We start from the raw sequence: 19,410 nt of genomic DNA, 5'->3' as shown, positions 1-19,410 counted from the left end.
ACCGGCAGGTCGACCAGCTGCAGCGGCGTCTGCACGCCGAACAGGTTCACGACCGGCCCGAACGGCACGATCGAGAAGGCCAGGAACGCCGGCACCACCATGATGATCGGAGCCAGCAGGTAGAGCACCTTGTCCACGGTCCGCGGGAAGAGGTCCTCCTTCAGGCCCATCTTCAGGCCGTCGGCGACCGACTGCAGCAGGCCGAACTTACCGGCCCGGTTGGGCCCGTAGCGGTTCTGCATCCGCGAGATCAGCTTGCGCTCGAACCAGACACCGAACAGGACGCCCAGCATCAGGAAGACGAACAGCATCACGGCCTTGATGATGGTGATCCACAGCGGATCGTGGCCGAAGTTCTCCAGGGTGGGACTCATGACGCGCTCCCGATGGTGACGATGTCGCCGGCCACCGCGCGCAGGTCACGCGTGACCGAGCAGCCGCCGGAGTTCGCCGGCACCCAGACCACGCGGTCCGGCAGGTCGGCGATGCGCACCGGCAGGGTGACGACCTCGCCGACGACGAGCTTGTCGCCGTCGGCGACGCCGAGCTCGGCTGCCGTGCTCTCGGAGACCAGTGCTTCGGCGGTGCGGGCGGTGCCCGCGAGGTAGGGCTCGCCGTCCTGCAGCCTGCCCTCGTCGAGCAGCAGGTGCCAGGTCGCCAGCAGCGCCTGGCCCGGCTCCGGCACCTCCTGGGTGCGGGTCAGGGCGTTCGGCGCGTTGACCCGGCTGCCCCGCCAGGAGCCCAGGCCGGACAGCTCGCGCCGGGCGGCCTTGGCGTCCGGCAGGCCGAGGTGGACGTCCATCCGGTCGGCCAGGTTGCCGATCACGGCGAGGTCGGACTGCAGGCCCGGCACCTTGAGCGGCGCCTCGAACGAGCGGCCCCTGCCCTCCCAGTTGACGAACGTGCCGCCCTTCTCCTGGACGGAGGCGACGGGCAGGACCACGTCGGCGCGGTCGGTGACGGCGCTGGCGCGGATCTCCAGGCTGACGATGAACGGCGTGTGCTCGAGCGCTTCGAGCGCCGCCGCCGGGTCGGCCAGGTCGTAGGGGTCCACGCCGGCCACGACCAGCGCGTCCAGCTCGCCGTCGCGGGCGGCGGCGAGGATGCCGGCCGTGTCGCGGCCCGGGGTGGCGGGCAGCGAGGCCACGTTCCACGCCCTGGCGACCTCGGCCCTGGCGCTCTCGTCGTCCACCGGACGGCCGATCGGCAGCAGGTTGGGCAGCGCACCGGCCTCGACCGCGCCGCGCTCGCCGGCCCGGCGCGGGATCCAGGCGAGCCTGGCGTCGGAGGCGGCGGCGAGGCGAATGAGAGCGGACAGGGCGCCCGGCACGGTGGCCAGGCGCTCGCCGGCCAGCACGATCGTGCCCTCGGCCAGCGTGCCGACCAGGTCGCCGATCGCGTCGGCCTCGGCGCCCGGGACGGTGCGGATGAGCGTGCCGCCCATCTTCGCCAGCCCGGCGGAGGCGAACGGCGCGATCGCCGAGACCTTGAGGCCCTTCTTCATCCACGCCTTGCGCAGGCGCAGGAAGACGATCGGCGACTCCTCCTCGGGCTCGAACCCGACGAGCAGCACGTGCGGGGCGTTCTCGAGGTCGGCGTAGCTGATCTCGATGCCCCGGCCGGCCACCGCGTGCGCCAGGAACTGCGCCTCCTCGCCGGAGTGCGGCCGGGCGCGGAAGTCGACGTCGTTGGTGGCGAGCGCGGTCCTGGCGAACTTGGCGTACGCGTAGGCGTCCTCGACCGTGACCCGGCCGCCGACCAGCACGCCGGCCTTGCCGCGGGCCTTGGCCAGCCCCTCGGCGGCCACCGCCAGCGCCTCAGGCCACGAGGCGGGCACGAGCACGCCCTCCTCGTTGCGGACCAGCGGCTGCTTGAGGCGGTCGGGCTGCGTGGCGTACGAGAACGCCCAGCGGCCCTTGTCGCAGTTCCACTCCTCGTTCACCTGCGGGTCGTTGCCCGCCAGGCGGCGGGTGACCCGGCCGCGCCGGTGGTCGGTGCGCTGGGCGCAGCCGGAGGCGCAGTGCTCGCAGGCGCTGGGCGTGGACACCAGGTCGAACGGGCGGGCTCGGAACCGGTAGGCGGCGCCGGTGAGCGCGCCGACCGGGCAGATCTGCACCGTGTTGCCGGAGAAGTAGGAGTTGAACGGCTTGCCCTCGGCCGTACGCACCTGCTCCTTGGCCCCGCGCTCGAAGAACTCGATGAGCGGGTCACCCGCGATCTGGTCCGAGAACCGGATGCAGCGCGCGCACTGGACGCAGCGCTCGCGGTCGAGCAGCACCTGCGTGGACAGCGGCAGCGGCTTGGGGAAGGTCCGCTTCTGCTCCTGGAACCTGGTCTCGCCCTGACCGTTGGACATGGCCTGGTTCTGCAGGGGGCACTCGCCGCCCTTGTCGCAGACCGGGCAGTCCAGCGGGTGGTTCATGAGCAGCAGCTCCATCGCCCCGCGCTGCGCCTTCTCGGCGACCGGCGAGGTGAGCTGGGTCTGCACGACCATGTTCTCGGCGACCTCGATCGCGCACGACGGCTGGGGCTTGGGGAAGCCGCGGCCGTTGCCCGCGTCGGGGATGTCGACGAGACACTGGCGGCAGTTGGCCGCCGGGTCGAGCAGCGGGTGGTCGCAGAACCTGGGGATCTGGATGCCCAGCAGCTCGGCGGCCCTGATGATCAGAGTGCCCTTGGGGACACTGACCTGGAACCCGTCGATGGTCAGGGTCACCAGGTTCGTTTCGGTCTCTACGACGGTCACTGCTCACCCCAGAGAGTGGACTTCTTCGGGTCGAACGGGCAGCCGCCGATCTCGAAGTGCTTGAGGTACTCCTCGCGGAAGTACTTCACCGAGGAGTGGATCGGGCTGGTCGCGCCGTCGCCCAGAGCGCAGAACGAGCGACCCAGGATGTTGTCCGCGATGTCGGTGATCGTGGACAGGTCCTCCTCCGTGCCCTGGCCCTTCTCCAGGCGCTTGAGCACCTGCTTGAGCCAGTACGTGCCCTCGCGGCAGGGCGTGCACTTGCCGCAGGACTCGTGGGCGTAGAACTCGGTCCAGCGCAGCACCGTGCGGACCACGCAGGTGGTCTCGTCGAAGATCTGCAGCGCGCGGGTGCCCAGCATCGAGCCCTTGGCGCCGACCGCCTCGAAGTCGAGCGGCACGTCGAGGTGCTCGTCGGTGAAGATCGGCGTGGAGGAGCCGCCCGGGGTCCAGAACTTGACCTGGTGCCCCTCGCGGATGCCGCCGGCCATGTCGAGCAGCTCGCGCAGCGTGATGCCGAGCGGGGCCTCGTACTGGCCGGGCCTGGTGACGTGGCCGCTGAGGGAGAAGATGCCGAAGCCCTTGGACTTCTCGGTGCCCATCCCGGCGAACCAGTCGGCGCCGTTGGCGATGATCGAGGGAACACTGGCGATCGACTCGACGTTGTTCACGACAGTAGGCGAGGCGTACAGGCCCGCCACGGCCGGGAACGGGGGCTTGAGCCGCGGTTGACCTCTGAAGCCTTCGAGCGAGTCGAGCAGCGCCGTCTCCTCGCCGCAGATGTAGGCGCCCGCGCCGCTGTGCACGACGAGTTCGAGGTCGTATCCGGAGCCGAAGATGTCGGCGCCGAGATAACCCTTCTCGTACGCCTCCCGCACGGCCGCGTGCAGCCGCCGGATCACGTGCAGCACCTCGCCGCGCACGTAGATGAAGGCCTGGTTGGCCCGGATCGCGTACGACGTGATGATGATGCCCTCGACCAGCGAGTGCGGGTTGGCCATCATCAGCGGGATGTCCTTGCAGGTGCCCGGCTCCGACTCGTCGGCGTTGACGACGAGATAGTGCGGCTTGCCGTCGCCCTGCGGGATGAAGCCCCACTTCATGCCGGTCGGGAAGCCGGCGCCGCCACGGCCGCGCAGGCCCGAGTCCTTGACGGCCTGGATGACGGCGTCGGGGTCCATGCCCAGCGCCTTCTTGGCCGCCTCATACGCACCGTAGACGTCGAGCGTGAAGGAGTTGGGCTGGTCCCAGTTGGCCGTCAGGACCGGTGTCAGAGTCGTGCTCATGCTTCGGGGGCCTTCCATCCCTTGGCCTTGGCGACCTTGAGGCCCTCCAGCGAGGGGCCGGCGGCCGACGGGCCGTCGCCCGCGAGGTCGTCGGGCAGGCCGGCGAGCACGCGCGAGGCTTCCTTGAAGGTGCACAGCTTCTTCGGGCCGCGCGTGGGCCGCACGTCCTTGCCGTCACGCAGGTCGTCGACGAGCTGCTTGGCCGACTCGGGCGTCTGGTTGTCGAAGAACTCCCAGTTGACCATCATGACCGGGGCGAAGTCGCAGGCCGCGTTGCACTCCAGGCGCTCCAGCGAGACCTTGCCGTCCGGGGTCGCCTCGTCGTGACCGACGCCGACGTGCTCCGTCAGCTCCTCCCAGATCTCATCGCCGCCCATGACCGCGCACAGCGCGTTGATGCACACGCCGACGTGGAAGTCGCCGGCGGGCTTGCGCTTGTACATGGTGTAGAAGGTCGCGACGCCCGTGACCTCGGCCTTGCTGAGGCCGAGCATCTCCGCACAGAACTCCTGCCCGTCGTCCGAGACGTAGCCGTCCTCGGACTGCACGAGGTGGAGCAGCGGCAGCAGGGCCGAGCGGGTCTTGGGGTAACGCCCGATGATCTCCTTGGCGTCCCGCTCCAGACGCTCCCGGACCTCCGGTGAATAGGTCATGACCGCGCCTCCGGCGCGCTCATGACCTGCGTGCTGTGTCCTATTGTGCGCGCGACAAGCTCGCTCACCTGTCCACACCTCCCATGACGGGGTCGATAGAAGCCACCGCGGCGATCACGTCGGCGACCTGGCCGCCTTCCGCCATCGCGGGGAAGCTCTGCAGGTTGCAGAAGGACGGCTCGCGGAAGTGCACGCGGTAGGGGCGGGTCCCCCCGTCGCTGACCACGTGGGCGCCGAGCTCGCCCTTGGGCGACTCGATGCTGGCGTACGCCTGCCCGGCCGGCACCCTGAAGCCCTCGGTCACCAGCTTGAAGTGGTGGATGAGGGCCTCCATGGAGGTGCCCATGATGTGGGCGATGTGGTCGGGCGAGTTGCCGAACCCGTCGGGGCCGAGCGCGAGCTGCGCGGGCCAGCCGATCTTCTTGTCCTCGATCATCACCGGGTCGCCCTTGAGCGGGCCGGCGATGCGGTCCAGGGCCTGCTCGACGATCTTGAGGGACTCCTCCATCTCCCTCATGCGGACGAGGTAGCGCGAGTAGACGTCGCAGCCGCGCTCGGTGGCGACGTCGAACTCGTAGGTCTCGTAGCCGCAGTAGGGCTGCGACTTGCGCAGGTCCCACGGGAGCCCGGCGGCGCGCAGGATCGGCCCGGTGACACCGAGCGCCATGCAGCCGGTCAGGTCGAGGTAGGCCACGTCCTTGGTGCGGCGCACGTAGACGGGGTTCTCGTCGAGGAGCTTGCGGATGTCCTTGATCCGCTTGGGCATCTCCTTGAGGAACTCGCCGATCTTGTCCACCGCGCCCGCAGGCAGGTCGACGCTGACGCCGCCCGGCCTGATGTAGGCGTGGTTCATGCGCAGGCCGGTGATGTACTCGAACAGGTCCATGATCATTTCACGATCGCGGTACCCGAAGAGGAACGGCGTGGTCGCGCCCAGCTCCATGCCGAACGTGCCCATCGCGACCAGGTGCGAGGCGATGCGGTTGAGCTCCATCATCATCACGCGGATGGCCTGCGCCCGGTCGGGCACGCGGTCCTCGATGCCGAGCAGCTTCTCCACGCCGAGGCAGTAGGCGGTCTCGTTGAAGATCGGCGAGAGGTAGTCCATGCGGGTCACGAACGTGGTCCCCTGGGTCCACGTCCGGTATTCCATGTTCTTCTCGATGCCGGTGTGCAGGTAGCCGATGACGCCGCGCGCCTCGGTGACCGTCTCGCCGTCGAGCGTCAGGACCAGGCGGAGCACGCCGTGCGTGGACGGGTGCTGCGGGCCCATGTTGACGACCAGGCGCTCTTCCTCGGAGTCGCGCACGCCGGTGACGACCTGGTCCCAGTCGGCTCCGGTGACCGAGTAGACCTTGCCCTCGGTCGCCTCGTCATAAGCGGTGCTCACGAGTGATCCTTCCTACGGTCGTCAACGCTCAGCTCCACAAGGTCGCTCACGCGTAAGACCTCCTCTCATCCGGCGAGGGGATGGTGGCGCCGCGGTATTCGACCGGGATGCCCCCGAGCGGATAGTCCTTGCGCTGCGGGTGACCGTCCCAGTCGTCGGGCATCATGATCCGGGTGAGCCCGGGATGACCGTCGAAGATGATCCCGAAGAAGTCGTACGTCTCGCGCTCGTGCCAGTCGTGACCAGGGTAAACGCTCACCGTGGATGGAATGTGCGGATCGGAGTCCGGAGCGCTCGCCTCGACGCGCACCCGCCGGTTGTGGGTGATCGAGCACAGGTGGATGACCGCGTGCAGCTCCTCGCCCGTCAGGTGCGGGTAGTGGACGCCGGACACGCCGAGCGAGAGCTCGAAGCGCAGCTCCGGGTCGTCGCGCAGCTTCTGGCAGACCTCCACCAGGCGCTCGCGCTTGACGTGCAGGGTCAGCTCGCCGCGGTCCACGACCACGCGCTCGATGGCGTCGTCGAGCCCGAGGGTGTCCACGAGCTCGTCGAAGTAGCTCCCGTACGGGCGGGGCGTGGACATCTGCGGCGCCCGGCGTACGACGAGGCCGCCGTAGCCGGAGGTGTCGCCGGTGTCCTGGGCCCCGAACATGCCGCGCCGGGCGACGGGGGACTCGGGCACCGCCGGGACCGGCGCCTGCGGGGTCTCGCCGCCTTCCGGGCTTCCGGGGAGGTTGTCGGGCGAGGTCACTTCGCGGCCCCCTGATCGATCAGCGGCAGCGTGCGCAGCGCCTGCAGCTCGAGCTCCTCGATCTGCTTGGCCCGGTGCGCGCCGAACTTCATGTTCTGGATCTTGTCGTGCAGCTTCACGATCGCGTCGATGAGCATCTCCGGCCGCGGCGGGCAGCCGGGCAGGTAGATGTCCACCGGCACGATGTGGTCGACGCCCTGCACGATGGCGTAGTTGTTGAACATGCCGCCGCTGGAGGCGCACACGCCCATGGAGATGACCCACTTCGGCTCGGCCATCTGGTCGTAGATCTGGCGCAGCACCGGCGCCATCTTCTGCGACACGCGCCCGGCCACGATCATGAGGTCGGCCTGGCGAGGAGACGCCGAAGCGCGCTCCATGCCGAAGCGCGCCAGGTCGTAGTGGGGGCCACCGGTGGCCATCAGCTCGATCGCGCAACACGCGAGGCCGAAGGTGGCCGGCCATACGGAGTTCTTACGCGCCCATCCGGCGGCCGCTTCGACCGTGCTGAGGATGAACCCGCTGGGGAGTTTCTCTTCAAGTCCCATTTTCAGTCCCAGTCCAGACCCTTGCGGCGCCACACGTACGCGTAGGCGACGAGCACGGTGACGATGAACAGCAGCATCTCGACGAGCGCGAACAGCCCCAGGCCCGAGGAGAGCACGCGGCCGAGGTCGTCCGTCTGCGGAGCGAACGAGACGGCCCACGGGTAGAGGAAGATGATCTCGATGTCGAAGACGATGAAGAGCATCGCCGTGATCATGTATTTGAGCGGGAACCGTCCGCCACCGACCGGCTGGGGCGTCGGCTCGATGCCGCATTCGTAGGCGTCAAGCTTCGCGCGGTTCCAGCGCTTGGGACCGGTGAAGGGAGCGATGGCGACCGAGAAGATCGCGAAGCCCCCCGCGAGAACGGCGAGCACCAGGATGGGCACGTAAAGGTCCATCGCTACGCCTCCTCTGGAGTCGCCGCGCGCGCGGGCGCGCAGCCGGATCTGTTGATTCTGAGATTCATGCTGGTGGCGCGACCTTCGAGAGTGCGTTAATGATCATGTCCGACGCATCGCCTCGCCGGTCGGTGAGATTACCAAGGAGTTTGAGCGCGAAGCGCATCAGCCTCGGGTGGGGCAGCCCGTGCCTGGTGCCGAAGCTCATCACACCCGGCTTCCCAATCGCCTCGACGAACAACCTCCCGAGCGTGAAATATCCGCCGTAGGCGTCCTTCAGTACTCGAGGATAGGACCGCAGGGCCCGCTCCCGTTGCGCGGGGGTGGTGCCCTTGAGGGCCTTCGCGATGACCTCGGCGGCGATCTCGCCGGTCTCCATGGCGTAGGCGATGCCCTCGCCGTTGAACGGGTTGATCGACCCGCCGGAGTCTCCCACGAGCATCAGGCCGCGTGTGTAGTGGGGCTGCCTGTTGAAGGCCATCGGGAGCGCGGCGCCGCGGATCGGGCCCGTCATGTTCTCCTCGGTGAAGCCCCACTCCTCCGGCATCGACCGGCACCAGCGCCGCAGCAGGTCGCGGTAGTCGATGTTGCCGAACTGGGAGCTGGTGTTGAGCAGCCCCAGGCCCACGTTGGAGGTGCCGTCGCCGACACCGAACACCCAGCCGTAGCCGGGCAGCAACGTGTCGCCGTCCCACAGCTCCAGCCAGGTCTCGAGGTAGTCGTCGTCGTGGCGCGGGCTCTCGAAGTACGTCCGCACCGCCACGCCCATCGGGCGGTCCTCCCGCTTGTGCAGGCCCATGCCCAGGGCCAGGCGGGTGCTGTTGCCGTCGGCGGCCACCACCACGCGGCTGCGGAACTCGCGGCCGTCCTTGGTCGTCACGCCCACGACGTGGCCGCTGCGGTCGTCGAGCACGGGGCCGGTGACGGTGACGCCCTCCATGAGGCGCACGCCGTTCTTGACCGCGTTGGCGGCGACGATCTGGTCGAAGTCCTGGCGGGTGCGTACGAGCCCGAAGTCGGGGAAGCGCTCGAGCCGTGGCCAGTCGAGCTCGAACCGGAGGCCGCCACCGACGACGCGCAGGCCCTTGTTCCTGATCCAGCCGGGTGCGTCGATGTCGACGCCCATGTTCTGCAGCTGCTTGACCGCCCGCGGGGTCAGGCCGTCGCCGCAGACCTTCTCCCGGGGGAACCTGGTCTTCTCCAGGAGCAGCACGTCGAGCCCGGCCTGAGCGAGGTAAAACGCGGTTGCGGAACCGGCGGGACCGGCGCCGACGACGATGACGTCTGCGTCAGCCTGTGTGGCTGTTGGCACGGTCACTGGACTGTCCTGTCCCTACACGCTCGAAGGCCTCGGGGTGTGGCGCCTTCGTTCCTTTGTGAACCCCTTCACAAACTTACCGGCCCGCAGTCTACTGCTTTTCCTGTACATAGTGGCAGTCGGGGTGCTGTTCTGTGATCCAAGAGGACGGCGTGTCGCCTGGGGCAGCGCAGTCATGATCGTCACGCTAGCAGCAGGTCCCCCGGCACTCAGAGTCCGGCGAGTGAGGCGATGCAGTCTCGAGATGCTTCTTCGTCGAGAGCCGCCTCCTTGAGCAGATCGAATATCACGGAGTAGCGATAGACCCGCTCCTCGTCCTCCACCACTTCGGCCATCGGATAGTCCTCCGAATAGACGATGTCGCCCGAGACCGGACCGAGCACCGGCATGGAGGGAAATCCGAGGAGCACGAAATGCCAGAAGTTGATGGGGTGCGACTGCTCCAGCAGGAGAACGTGAATGGTGATGTTCGGCCGGTCACCGAGTTTCAGCAGGTGACGTAACTGCTCGCGCATCAGCCCTTCGTCGGCGGCGCCGAACCGGCGGCGCAGGACGGCCTCGTCGATCACCGCCGAGTAGGCCAGCGGCGGATCGGCGAACAACCGCCGCTGCCGGGTCCGCGTCCGGCGCTCGACCTTTCCCGGCGGGACTATCTCCACGGCGCGGGTGAGCCGCGTCATCTCCGCGCAATAGGCATCGGTCTGCAGCAGCCCGGGCACCGCGTTCGAGCCCCACGTCCTGAGCGAGGAGGCGCCGTCCTCCAGCCCGACGAACTCGCGGCCGATCTCGGTGAGCACGTCGGAGTAGGACTCCCACCAGCCCTTGGCCGCGTGGTTCCCGGCGAGCGAGAGCAGCGGCGCGGCCGGCTCCGCCCGATGCGGTAGTGGTCGAGCAGCTTCGCCACGTCCTCGGCCGAGGGCGCGACCTGTCCCGTCTCGAGGCGGGAGAGTTTCGACGTCGTCCAGTGCAGCGACCGTGACACCTGAACGCCGATGAGACCCGCTTCCTCGCGGAGCCACCGCAGCTCAGTGGCGATTTTCCGGCGGCGGAGTGTCGGATTGACTTCCCCGATCACTCGGTCTCCTTTCGGCATTCCGCGATATATGTCCCGCCCGGCCCACGCGCAATCGTCGCCGGGAAGCACCTTTCGCGTTTCGCCAGGAGTCCCTGGACTCATCCCCGCGGGAATTGCACCGGGCGGCCCTGCAGAACACCCTTGGGGTAGCCCGCAGGCAGGAAAGCGGGCCAGCCGGAAATGAGGTTTTCGCCAGACGCGGCCAGGCGGATGGTGGGACCCCATCCGCCCGCCACCGCGCAGCACCCCGACTCTGACCGAAGAGTGGAAATGGGAGCCGCGGACATGACGAGCCGGTCAGCGAACCGCCTCCGCGCAGGTTCAGCCCGGGGGACGATTTCCCAGGAAGCATCCGAAGACAGCCAGGGCACACGATCTCATCGCCACCACGGGCCTGGTCTGGCGATGGAGGACCGAGATCACCGTGTGCCGCGCCGTACCGATGGCCGCCGTCCCGCTGAGCCAGTGGCTGGGGCCGGTGGCGGCACTGCTGCTCGCGGGGGCGGTGTTCGCCGGCGGCGCGATCCCAGGAGTGCGCAGGGCCGCCTTCCACCGCCATCCCCACCGGCCCCATCTGCTGACGATGGAGCTCAGGCGGGCTTGAAGCCTCTGTGCATGGCGACGATCCCCATCGTGAGATTGCGCCAGGCCACCCGTTCCCAGCCGGCGTCCTGGATCGTCCGGGCCAGCGTCGGCTGGTCGGGCCAGTCCCTGATCGACTCGGCCAGGTATTCGTAGGAGTCGTCGTTGGACCCGAAGACCTTGGCCACCTTCGGCAGCATCCGCATCAGGTATTCGCGGTAGACCAGGTCGAACGCGCCGACCGTCACGTGCGAGAACTCCAGGATCACCAGCCGCCCGCCCGGCCTCGTCACCCGCAGCATCTCCCGCAGCGCCTGCGCGGTGTCGTGCACGTTACGCAGCGCCACAGAGATCGTCACCGCGTCGAACGCGTCGTCGGCGAACGGCAGCCGCATCGCGTCGCCCGCGACGAACGGCACCCCCGGCCCGGCCAACGCGTTGCCGCCGTGGCGGCGCACTCCCGTGCGCAACATGCCGAGCGAGAAGTCGGAGGCGATCGCCCGCGCGCCCAGCGTGGTGAACGCGTCGGTGGACGTGCCGGTGCCCGCCCCGAGGTCGAGCACGATCTCACCGGGACCGGCGTCCACGGCGGCGGCCACCGCCTTGCGCCATAGCCTGACCTGCCCGAGGGAGATCACGTCATTGACCAGGTCGTAGCGCCGGGCGGTGCGATCGAACATCGCGGCGACCTCGTCCGGCTGTTTGTCCAACTGAGCGCGCGTCATGCTCACAGCCTATTGGGAGGGGCCGCAGACCTTGCGGTCATGCCCATCCGGGACAATCAACGGAAAGTAGTCTCATGACTACCGAACGTCTGCTAGATATTGGCGAATGCTTGCCCGTGTCGCCCTTGCGGCGATCATCGCCTCGGCCCCCGTCGCGCACACGCGTGTCGTGTCGGCCGACCCGATCGACAGCACCCCTCATGTGCTCGACGGCATCGTCAACGCCATCACCGTCGTCGGGAGCACCGTCGTCGTCGGCGGCTCGTTCAGCGAAGTGAGCGACGCCGCCCGCAGGACGACTTATCCGCGCGACAACTTGTTCGCCTACGACCTGGCCACCGGCCGCGTCCTGCCCGGCTTCGCGCCGAGCGTCGCGGGCCCGGTCTACGGCCTGGCCGCCGGCGACCGGGGCACCGTCTACGTCGGCGGCGAGTTCCACGGGATCAACCACCAGCGGTCCCGCGGGCTGGCCAGGCTCGCGCTCGCCGACGGCTCGCTGGTGCCCGGCTTCGCGCCGCGCATCGGCGGCGGCATGGTGACCTCGCTGGCGCGGCAGGGTTCCAGGCTCTACGTCGGCGGCGACTTCATCAGCCCGCGCACGGCGCTGGCCAGGCTCGACGCCACCACCGGGGCGCCCGACCCGGCGTTCGACATCACGCCGGGCACGCCGCTGACCGCGAACGCGAAGGTCTACGCGCTGGCCGTCTCGCGCGACCGGCTGGTCGTGGACGGCTCGTTCACCACGCTCGACGGGCATTCCAGGCCGCAGCTCGGCCTGATCGACGTCAGCGGCGCCACGGCGAGGGTAGCCCCGTGGCGGACCGACGCGTACGCGCGCAAGTGCAGCAGCGCCTTCCCCTCGTACGTACGCGGCCTCGACTTCTCCCCCGACGGGCGCTATTTCGCGGTCGTCACCACGGGAGGCGCCCGGGGCGGGATGTGCGACACCGCGGCACGGTTCGAGACCTACGCCAAGGGCTCGGCCATCAGGCCGACCTGGGTCAACAGCACGGGCGGCGACTCGCTCTACGCGGTCGCGGTGACCGGGGCGGCGGTGTACGTCGGCGGGCATCAGCGCTGGTTGAACAATCCGCAGGGCCGGGACTCGGCCGGCCCGGGCGCGGTGTCACGGCCGGGCATCGGCGCCATTCATCCGCGGACCGGAAAGGCCCTGAGTTGGAATCCCGGACGGGAGCGCGGCATCGGCGTGAAGGCGTTTTTCCCGCACGGCAGCGGACTACTTGTCGGTAGTGACACAACGAGACTCGGACGGGAGTACCATGCCCGGATTGGCATGTTCCCCCTGCCCTAGTCGTCGTGCGGCTTCGGCCGGTCGATCCTGTCGCTGAGACGCGCGCTCATGGCGTCGCGCTGCTTGGACAGCAACACGTAGCTCGCAATGCCGCTGATCAAGAAAGAAGCCGCGATCAGGATCAGCGGGTTTGTCAGGCCGAGCAGCCACAGCACACCGAGGGTCACGACAAACAGGCCGATCCGCGACGCGGTGTAAACGAGAACGGGACGCACAGGTTCGAGGTTACTCGGACCTGCGTAGCGGTCGCTCTTCGCATCGGACGCGAGCACTGCTACTGTTCCCAGTTAGGGAGTTTCGTAAAGAAACACCCACGAGAGCCCCAAAGAGGCTCTATCATATAACAATCGGGCAGTCAGCTGATAACAACCCGTGATCTTTGCAGAAAACCACGGATAAATCAGGCTTCGCTCGACACACTGGTTACCTGTCCGCCCGCTGGCAGGAAGCGGGATGCGAGGGGGAGAGATTGGTGGAGAGTAGCAGCGAGCGTCTGCTGACCCCAGGAGAGGTTGCCGCCCTCTTCCGGGTAGACCCAAAGACGGTTACGCGCTGGGCTGCGGCAGGCCGCATCAGCAGTATCCGCACCCCCGGAGGGCACCGGCGCTTCCGCGAGTCGGAAGTCCACGCCCTTCTCCGAGGCGAGGACGTTCTTACGGCCGACAGGCCAGCAGGTGAGTCCCCGCGCGTCTGACGTTCCGTCTAGTCGGTGATCCTGCACGGTGGGCCGCATGAACAGCGGTCCGAGCCGCCAGGATCACCGCTGGCGGAACACCCACTGTTCGCGTGCTTCCCGGCCACACTTCCGTACGGTGAGCACGGGGCGGCGCCAACCGCCGACCGTGGCTGGCGCCTGTCCTTTTTCTCCGCCGATCAGGCGTCCTCCTGTCGCGCTTTGAAGGCCAGGAACTCGCGCTCCAGATCGTCGTTCTCCTCTTCCCAGCGCCGGCGGCGCAACTCGGCCTCCTCCTCGGTCAGCGACTCCGGCAGCCACTGCTCGTAGTCGGGGTCACCAGGCTGCAGTTCCACGTACGCGTTGCCGATGAGACGCCCGTCTTCGCTGGTCAGGCTCTGCGGCACGCGCAGGGTCCCGTCCGCGAGCCGGATGACGTACATGGCCGATCACCTAGATTCCGTAGCGCCGGTTGAAGAACAGCATGATGTCGAGCGCCATGCGCGTGTCGCCCCCGAGCATGTCCACGAGGGCCGGACGCTGGCGGGAGGCGATGGCGGCGAAGGCGTCGGCGAAGAACTCCTTGCGGCCCAGCCCTCCTCCCTGACGGTGGAACGTCGAGGCCAGCAGCGGGACGGCCGCTTCGTAGAGGCGTACGAACTCGGGCGAGTCCGACACCCAGTCGCCGTACATCGAGTCGACGTCGTCGATGGCGTGGCCGACCTCGTGCATCATCACGTCAGGGGTGGGCGAGGGGCGGTCGCCGACGACGATCTTGCGGTCGCCGTACGCGCCCGCGCAAATGTCCCAGGTCGCCCGCCCGGACGGCAGCGGGGCGCCGCGTAAGTAGGCCATGTCGTCGAGGTCGGGCACGCCCCCGGGGCCGACGTAGATTCCTTCCAGCCCGGCCGCGAGCAGCTCCTTCAGCCGATCGGGCAGCCTGGCCAGGCTCTCCACGGCCCGAACGACGTCGGCCGGCGGCGGGCCCAGCCGGGCGTCCCACTGGCGGTGCAGGATGGACTCCAGCTTGCCGCAGTGTCGCAGGCCGTCGCCGAGCGAGGGCACGTCCGGCCGGTTGGGCTGGGCTCTGGGGGGCTGGTCGGCGAGCTCGAAGTCGTACCAGGTGTAGCGGGCGCGGTCGACCATGACGGCGGCGGGCAGCCGCTCGCCGCGCTCGCGCACCGCGAACCCGTCCCAGCTCGCCTCCGGCGGACGCCGCCCTCCCTCACCCGGCCACGCCGCCCGCTCCCGCTCGCCAGGCCAGGCCGTTCTCTCCCGCTCGCCGGGCCACGCCGTTCCTTGGCGCTCGCTGGGCCACCCCATCCGCGCTGTCTCGTCGCCGCCCGGCCACGTCACCCGCTCGGACTGCGCGCCACCGGGCCAGGCAGTGCGGCCGGGGTGGCCGCCGAGCTCGCGGTCGCCGGGCCGCCGGCGGCGTTCGGCGCCGTCGTGTCCCCTGGCCGCCGCGCGCGCCTCACGGCGTTTCTCGCGGGCGTTGGACCAGAAGGAGCGGTGAGCGTCGGGAGGCGCCTCGTCACGCCGTGAGAAGAGGTACGAGCCGCGCCGCCACCAACGACCGCGCCGATGCCGCCCCTTGTCACCGTGACCCTTGTCGTGAGAAAAGGCCATCTCACCCCTCAGCGCCTGTGGAGCCCCTAGGACACCGCCGCATCGGGTTCCACCGTACGACGCCGATCTTCCGCTAGTCACCCGAAATGGGACATCGGGCAGCACGATCACGCCGCATGATGGCTTACAGTTCGGGACATGGCAGGTGTTCTGATCGGCCTGGCGCTGCTGGCCTTCTGGCTCTTCTCGCTGTTCGACGTGGTGACCACGCCGGAAGACGAGGTTAGGAACGTACCAAAAGGGCTCTGGATCCTCGTTGTCGTGCTCATCCCGCTGCTCGGCGGCCTGGTGTGGATGGCGCGCGGCCGTCCGCGGGCCCCGCGCGCGGCGTGGCCCGTGCCCCCGGGCGCCCCGGGTCCGGGCATGCCGAAGGGCCCGGACGACGACCCCGACTTCCTCCGTGACCTCGACCGCCGCATGCGTGGCGACGACCTGAGCTAGGGCACGTCGGCGTAGCTGTGCAGCCCCTCGATGAAGATGTTGACCCCGATCAGGTTGAACAGAAGGCAACCGAACGCTAGGAGCTGCACGATGGTCGCGGCCCTGCCCCGCCATCCCGCCGTCGCCTTGGCGTGCAGGTAGGCGGCGTAGGCGACCCACGTGATGAACGACCAGACCTCCTTGGGGTCCCAGCCCCAGTAGCGGCCCCACGCCCGGTCCGCCCAGAGGGCGCCCGCGATGACGGCGAACGTCCACAGCGGGAAGGCGAACACGATCGCCCGGTGCGCCACCCTCTCCAGGTCGGCGCGCGACGGCAGGCGTGACATCCCGTCGCCGCGCACCAGGTAGAGGATGCCGGCCACGCCCGCCAGCGTCAGCAGGCCGCTGGAGATGATGGCGGCGGTGACGTGGATGGCGATCCAGTACGAGTCCAGCGCGGGCATGACCGGCCCCGCGGCGGTGTAGAACACCTTGGACGCCAGCCCGAGGCCGAGCGCGGCGGTGACCGTGACGAAGGCGCCGAGGAAGCGCACGTTGTGACGGAGCTGGGTGCCGAGGAACGCGGTCACGGCGGCGAAGCAGATCGCGACCACGAACTCGTACATGTTGCCCCACGGCCACCGGTCCACGGCCAGGCCGCGGGTGACGATGGCGCCCAGGTTGGCGGCCCAGCCGAGCCAGGTGAGCACGAGGGCCACCGTTCCGGCCCTGGCGGCCCCGGCGGGCGGTTCGGCGGGCGGCGCCGGGACGGCGGATTCGCCGGAGGCGACCACTGACGTCGTCGCCCCGTCAGCGGCCTTCCCCGTCACCGCGCCGACCGCGACCGGCCGCTTGGCCTCGACCGGCGGCGTGGCGGCGGTCTCCGCCTTGCCGGGCCGGGACCGCCCGAAGGCCAGCTCGATCGCGAAGCCGACCATGGCCACGACGTAGAGCAGGACGGCTGCGACGACGAAAAGGTCGCTCAGCTCGGCGAGTTGCTCAGCGGACATCCTTTTCTCCTGCTGATAGAACCTTCACGATGTCGGCGAACTCCTCTGCGAAGCCCGCCGCGGAGCCCTCGGTACGGGTCAGGCCGCCCACGTCGACCCGGCCCTCGGAGATCCGCACGAACACCCTCCGGCGGCGGATCATGAGCGAGAGCGCGATGGCGACGACGGCCGTGCCGGCGGCCACCAGGGCGGGCATCCGCCCCGGGTCGTAGGCGGTCTGGAGCGTGATCCACTCCTTGACGCCGGTGAACTCCAGCTTGCCCAGCCCCTTGGGCAGGTCCACCGACTGCCCCACGGCCAGCGGCTTGGGCGTGTCGGCGCCCATGAACAGGCGGTCGAGCTTTTTCAGCACCTCGGGCTCGGCCAGCGTGTAGACCGACTGCGGTTTGCCCGAGCGCACGCCCAGGTCGCCGGAGAAGGCCCCGAGGATCTGCACCTCGGGATTGAGCTCGCCGGGGAAGGCCGAGGCGTAGCCGCCGTTGGTCAGCGGCACGCTGGTGGGCATGAACTGCAGCAGGAACCCCAGCTGCGACGGCTGCGCGTCGGGCACCTTGACCACGCAGCCCGAGGTCAAGGTGGCCTTCTCCTCGATCAGGCAGGCCACCGGCCCCTCGAAGGCGACCTGCCCCTTGCCGTCGGTGACCTTGAACACGGGCGCGTAGCCGTTGCCGATCAGGTAGGTCTGCGTGCCGTCGATCTCCAGCGGCTCGTTGACCTTGAGCTCGTAGTCGCGGGTGGGCGCGGTCGGCGAGTCGTTGACCTTGAGGTGCGCCGAGTAGTCGAGGGCCTGCCCCCGCTTGTCCCCCGTGACCTGGTAGGCCACCTTGAACTCGGCGAGCTGGAAGGAGAACGGCTCCAGCGACTCGGCCGAGACCTGGCTGCCCGGGATGAACCGGTCGTAGGCGGCCACGGTGTTGGCGAACCCGTCGCCCTCGACGACCAGCACGTTGCCGCGGTAGCCGAAGAGCGAGCCGGCGCCGATCGCGAGCAGGATGCCGAGCAGGGACACGTGGAAGAGCAGGTTGCCGGTCTCGCGCAGGTAGCCCTTCTCCGCCGACACCCAGCCGTCGCCGGCCACGACGCGGAAGCGCAGCTTGCGCAGCCGCCGCGCGGCCTCCTTGACCCCGAGGTCGCCCTCGAAGGAGGCGGAGTGCGGCAGGCGGGACAGGTTCTTCGGGGCGGCGGGCGGCTTGCGGCGCAGCTCGCGCAGGTAGGTCGAGGTGCGCGGGATGATGCAGCCGATCAGCGAGGCGAACAGCAGCAGGTAGACCGCCGCGAACCAGGTCGAGGTGAACACCTCGAAGAGCTGGAACCGGTCGTACCACTCGGCCAGCGCCGGGTTCTGCTCGTAGATCCGGGCGACCTTGTCGGGCTCGACGCCCCGCTGCGGCACCAGCGAGCCCGGCACCGAGCCCAGCGCGAGCAGGAACAGCAGGATCAGCGCCGTCTTCATCGAGGTGAGCGTGCGCCAGGCCCAGCGCAGCCAGGCCACCAGCCCGAACGACGCCTGCCCGGGCTCCTGCTCCCTCTCCAGCTCCTTGACGCTCATCAGATCACCGGCTCGAACGCGCCGATCAGTCCCTGCATGGCCGCGATCATCTCTCCCCATAGCCCGGTCACGAGCAGGACGCCGACGGCCACCATCATGCCGCCGCCGATCCTGGTGATCAGGCGCGAGTGCTTGCGGATGGCCCGGAACGTACGCAGTGCCCGGCTGTAGGCCAGCGCCGCGCCCACGAAGGGCAGGCCGAGACCCAGGGCGTACGCGACGGCCAGGAGGGCGCCCCGGCCCGCGCTGCCCTCGTTGAGCCCGAGCGTCAGCACGACCGCCAGCGTGGGCCCGATGCACGGCGTCCAGCCGAGCCCGAACACCACCCCGAGCAGCGGCGCACCCGCCAGGCCCGCGGCGGGCAGGCGGTGGATGCGCACGTCACGCATGAGCCCGGGCAGCACGCCCAGGAAGGCCAGCCCGAGCACGATGGTCAGCACGCCGAGCACCCGCGTGATGATCTCCGCGTTGCCCAGCATGATCGACCCGAGCCCGCCGAACAGCGCCCCGCTGAGCACGAACACCAGCCCGAAGCCGGCCACGAACAGCGCCGCCCCCAGCACCAGCCGCCCCCGCTTGGGGTCGGCGCTCATGCCGGTGACGTACGACAGGTAGCCCGGCACCAGCGGCAGCACGCACGGCGACAGGAAGGACACCACGCCGGCCAGCACCGCGATGGGGACGGCCAGCAGCAGCGAACCCGAGGCGACGACGTCATTCATCGCGCACCTTGGTCACCGCGTTCATCAGGTCGGTGTATTTGACGGCGCCCAGGGCCCTGGCCGCGATCCTGCCCTGCTCGTCGATGATCAGCGTGGACGGGATGGCCGCGGGCGGCACCGTGCCCTGGAAGGCCAGCGCGACCTTGCCGGGCTGGTCGAAGATGTGCGGATAGCCGGTCTGCTCGGTGCGCTCGAACGCCTGCGCGTCGGCCTGCCGGTCCTTGAAGTCGACGCCGAGGAACTCCACGCCGCTGCCCTTGGTCTTGGCCGCGACCTCCTTGAGCACCGGCGCCTCCGCCCGGCACGGGCCGCACCACGACGCCCAGAAGTTGAGCACCACGACCTTGCCCTTGTGCGCGGCCAGCGAGGCGGTGGCGCCGTCGAGCGTCGGCCCCTCGATCGCGGGCGCGGGCTTGCGCTCGCTCGCCTCGAACACCTGCATCTTCCCGTCGCCCGCGACGAACCGGGTGTCACCAGCCTGCGGTTGACCGCTCTGGTTGCCCGCACAACCGGCGACGAGGACAGCCAGGAGAACGAGGGGAAGGGACTTGGCGCGCACGGAGGAAGATCTCCTTGTACTACAACCGGTAGAGCTTGCAACTCTACCGGTGTGCCTCCGCGCC

Annotated in this window: 22 protein-coding genes and 1 pseudogene; 4 read left to right on the top strand and 19 right to left on the bottom strand. The window is 69.3% G+C overall.

The window, feature by feature from the left end; translation table 11 throughout:
- The 11 genes and pseudogenes from AB0J69_RS35040 to AB0J69_RS34990 all read right to left on the bottom strand — a co-directional run.
- A partial coding sequence (locus tag AB0J69_RS35040) for an NADH-quinone oxidoreductase subunit H (protein WP_364126341.1) occupies positions 1-374 on the bottom strand: 374 nt, incomplete at its 3' end.
- Positions 371-2,746, bottom strand: a complete 2,376-nt coding sequence (locus AB0J69_RS35035; RefSeq protein WP_364126338.1) for an NADH-quinone oxidoreductase subunit G — start codon at positions 2,744-2,746, stop codon at positions 371-373. The genes AB0J69_RS35040 and AB0J69_RS35035, both read right to left, overlap by 4 nt.
- The gene (gene nuoF / locus AB0J69_RS35030) at positions 2,743-4,032 is read right to left on the bottom strand and encodes an NADH-quinone oxidoreductase subunit NuoF (protein ID WP_364126336.1); all 1,290 of its coding nucleotides are present in this window, start codon (positions 4,030-4,032) and stop codon (positions 2,743-2,745) included. Before nuoF ends, AB0J69_RS35035 begins: the two co-directional genes overlap by 4 nt.
- Complete coding sequence (gene nuoE, locus AB0J69_RS35025) at positions 4,029-4,763, bottom strand: NADH-quinone oxidoreductase subunit NuoE (RefSeq protein WP_364126334.1); 735 nt, start codon at positions 4,761-4,763, stop codon at positions 4,029-4,031. Before nuoE ends, nuoF begins: the two co-directional genes overlap by 4 nt.
- Positions 4,750-6,075, bottom strand: a complete 1,326-nt coding sequence (locus AB0J69_RS35020; protein WP_364126331.1) for an NADH-quinone oxidoreductase subunit D — start codon at positions 6,073-6,075, stop codon at positions 4,750-4,752. Before AB0J69_RS35020 ends, nuoE begins: the two co-directional genes overlap by 14 nt.
- Before the next feature lie 46 nt (positions 6,076-6,121).
- Positions 6,122-6,757, bottom strand: coding sequence for an NADH-quinone oxidoreductase subunit C (locus AB0J69_RS35015; RefSeq protein WP_364126350.1), 636 nt, complete (start codon positions 6,755-6,757; stop codon positions 6,122-6,124).
- 65 nt (positions 6,758-6,822) lie between these two features.
- Entirely contained in the window at positions 6,823-7,374 is a 552-nt protein-coding gene (locus AB0J69_RS35010; RefSeq protein ID WP_364126328.1) for an NADH-quinone oxidoreductase subunit B family protein, read from the bottom strand.
- 2 nt (positions 7,375-7,376) lie between these two features.
- A complete protein-coding gene (locus tag AB0J69_RS35005; protein ID WP_080043646.1) occupies positions 7,377-7,772 on the bottom strand; it encodes an NADH-quinone oxidoreductase subunit A in 396 nt (131 codons plus the stop codon).
- 64 nt (positions 7,773-7,836) lie between these two features.
- On the bottom strand, positions 7,837-9,090 hold the full coding sequence (locus AB0J69_RS35000) for a geranylgeranyl reductase family protein (protein ID WP_364126324.1): 1,254 nt from the start codon (positions 9,088-9,090) through the stop codon (positions 7,837-7,839).
- A gap of 209 nt (positions 9,091-9,299) precedes the next feature.
- On the bottom strand, positions 9,300-9,887 hold the full coding sequence (locus AB0J69_RS34995) for a DUF5753 domain-containing protein (RefSeq protein WP_364126322.1): 588 nt from the start codon (positions 9,885-9,887) through the stop codon (positions 9,300-9,302).
- Between the two features lie 83 nt (positions 9,888-9,970).
- Positions 9,971-10,183 (bottom strand): annotated as a pseudogene (locus AB0J69_RS34990) (helix-turn-helix transcriptional regulator); the annotation flags it as partial.
- Positions 10,184-10,589: 406 nt separating this feature from the next.
- Here AB0J69_RS34990 and AB0J69_RS34985 point away from each other — a divergent pair.
- Complete coding sequence (locus AB0J69_RS34985) at positions 10,590-10,769, top strand: hypothetical protein (RefSeq protein ID WP_364126319.1); 180 nt, start codon at positions 10,590-10,592, stop codon at positions 10,767-10,769.
- Here the strand turns inward: AB0J69_RS34985 and AB0J69_RS34980 are convergent.
- The gene (locus AB0J69_RS34980) at positions 10,756-11,472 is read right to left on the bottom strand and encodes a demethylmenaquinone methyltransferase (RefSeq protein ID WP_364126316.1); all 717 of its coding nucleotides are present in this window, start codon (positions 11,470-11,472) and stop codon (positions 10,756-10,758) included. The two genes, AB0J69_RS34985 and AB0J69_RS34980, sit on opposite strands and share 14 nt — an antisense overlap.
- A gap of 106 nt (positions 11,473-11,578) precedes the next feature.
- Between AB0J69_RS34980 and AB0J69_RS34975 the strand changes: the two genes are divergently transcribed.
- Positions 11,579-12,784, top strand: coding sequence for a hypothetical protein (locus AB0J69_RS34975; protein ID WP_364126314.1), 1,206 nt, complete (start codon positions 11,579-11,581; stop codon positions 12,782-12,784).
- Here AB0J69_RS34975 and AB0J69_RS34970 read toward each other — a convergent pair.
- Entirely contained in the window at positions 12,781-12,999 is a 219-nt protein-coding gene (locus AB0J69_RS34970; protein WP_364126311.1) for a DUF4229 domain-containing protein, read from the bottom strand. The two genes, AB0J69_RS34975 and AB0J69_RS34970, sit on opposite strands and share 4 nt — an antisense overlap.
- A gap of 257 nt (positions 13,000-13,256) precedes the next feature.
- Here AB0J69_RS34970 and AB0J69_RS34965 point away from each other — a divergent pair, with 257 nt between their 5' ends.
- Entirely contained in the window at positions 13,257-13,478 is a 222-nt protein-coding gene (locus AB0J69_RS34965) for a BldC family transcriptional regulator (protein WP_026214226.1), read from the top strand.
- A gap of 179 nt (positions 13,479-13,657) precedes the next feature.
- Here the strand turns inward: AB0J69_RS34965 and AB0J69_RS34960 are convergent, their stop codons facing one another.
- A complete protein-coding gene (locus tag AB0J69_RS34960; RefSeq protein ID WP_364126308.1) occupies positions 13,658-13,900 on the bottom strand; it encodes a hypothetical protein in 243 nt (80 codons plus the stop codon).
- Positions 13,901-13,910: 10 nt separating this feature from the next.
- The gene (locus AB0J69_RS34955) at positions 13,911-15,086 is read right to left on the bottom strand and encodes a hypothetical protein (RefSeq protein ID WP_364126306.1); all 1,176 of its coding nucleotides are present in this window, start codon (positions 15,084-15,086) and stop codon (positions 13,911-13,913) included.
- A 138-nt stretch (positions 15,087-15,224) separates the two neighbouring features.
- On the opposite strand from AB0J69_RS34955, the gene AB0J69_RS34950 reads away from it, so the two are divergent.
- Positions 15,225-15,527 carry a PLD nuclease N-terminal domain-containing protein gene (locus tag AB0J69_RS34950; protein WP_364126303.1) on the top strand — a complete coding sequence of 101 codons (303 nt, stop codon included), beginning with the start codon at positions 15,225-15,227 and terminating at the stop codon, positions 15,525-15,527.
- Here the strand turns inward: AB0J69_RS34950 and ccsA are convergent.
- From ccsA to AB0J69_RS34930, 4 genes are read right to left on the bottom strand one after another with little or no spacing between them, the layout of a single operon-like run.
- A complete protein-coding gene (gene ccsA, locus AB0J69_RS34945; protein ID WP_364126300.1) occupies positions 15,524-16,516 on the bottom strand; it encodes a cytochrome c biogenesis protein CcsA in 993 nt (330 codons plus the stop codon). The two genes, AB0J69_RS34950 and ccsA, sit on opposite strands and share 4 nt — an antisense overlap.
- Complete coding sequence (locus tag AB0J69_RS34940) at positions 16,506-18,065, bottom strand: cytochrome c biogenesis protein ResB (RefSeq protein ID WP_364126298.1); 1,560 nt, start codon at positions 18,063-18,065, stop codon at positions 16,506-16,508. Before AB0J69_RS34940 ends, ccsA begins: the two co-directional genes overlap by 11 nt.
- Positions 18,065-18,787, bottom strand: a complete 723-nt coding sequence (locus AB0J69_RS34935) for a cytochrome c biogenesis protein CcdA (protein WP_364126294.1) — start codon at positions 18,785-18,787, stop codon at positions 18,065-18,067. Before AB0J69_RS34935 ends, AB0J69_RS34940 begins: the two co-directional genes overlap by 1 nt.
- Complete coding sequence (locus tag AB0J69_RS34930) at positions 18,780-19,346, bottom strand: TlpA disulfide reductase family protein (RefSeq protein ID WP_364126292.1); 567 nt, start codon at positions 19,344-19,346, stop codon at positions 18,780-18,782. Before AB0J69_RS34930 ends, AB0J69_RS34935 begins: the two co-directional genes overlap by 8 nt.
- Between the last annotated feature and the right edge of the window lie 64 nt (positions 19,347-19,410).

Source organism: Nonomuraea sp. NPDC049709, assembly GCF_040674815.1.
Taxonomy (GTDB): Bacteria; Actinomycetota; Actinomycetes; order Streptosporangiales; family Streptosporangiaceae; genus Nonomuraea.
This window is presented reverse-complemented; position numbering and strand designations above follow the sequence as displayed.

Excerpts from the sequence above, each read along its gene's own strand:
- nuoF (WP_364126336.1), bottom strand. The coding sequence starts at position 4,032 with ATGAGCACGACTCTGACACCGGTCCTGACGGCCAACTGGGACCAGCCC.
- AB0J69_RS35010 (WP_364126328.1), bottom strand. The coding sequence starts at position 7,374 with ATGGGACTTGAAGAGAAACTCCCCAGCGGGTTCATCCTCAGCACGGTC.
- AB0J69_RS35005 (WP_080043646.1), bottom strand. The coding sequence starts at position 7,772 with ATGGACCTTTACGTGCCCATCCTGGTGCTCGCCGTTCTCGCGGGGGGC.
- AB0J69_RS34980 (WP_364126316.1), bottom strand. The coding sequence starts at position 11,472 with ATGACGCGCGCTCAGTTGGACAAACAGCCGGACGAGGTCGCCGCGATG.
- AB0J69_RS34975 (WP_364126314.1), top strand. The coding sequence starts at position 11,579 with ATGCTTGCCCGTGTCGCCCTTGCGGCGATCATCGCCTCGGCCCCCGTC.
- AB0J69_RS34960 (WP_364126308.1), bottom strand. The coding sequence starts at position 13,900 with ATGTACGTCATCCGGCTCGCGGACGGGACCCTGCGCGTGCCGCAGAGC.
- AB0J69_RS34955 (WP_364126306.1), bottom strand. The coding sequence starts at position 15,086 with ATGGCCTTTTCTCACGACAAGGGTCACGGTGACAAGGGGCGGCATCGG.
- AB0J69_RS34950 (WP_364126303.1), top strand. The coding sequence starts at position 15,225 with ATGGCAGGTGTTCTGATCGGCCTGGCGCTGCTGGCCTTCTGGCTCTTC.
- ccsA (WP_364126300.1), bottom strand. The coding sequence starts at position 16,516 with ATGTCCGCTGAGCAACTCGCCGAGCTGAGCGACCTTTTCGTCGTCGCA.
- AB0J69_RS34940 (WP_364126298.1), bottom strand. The coding sequence starts at position 18,065 with ATGAGCGTCAAGGAGCTGGAGAGGGAGCAGGAGCCCGGGCAGGCGTCG.
- AB0J69_RS34935 (WP_364126294.1), bottom strand. The coding sequence starts at position 18,787 with ATGAATGACGTCGTCGCCTCGGGTTCGCTGCTGCTGGCCGTCCCCATC.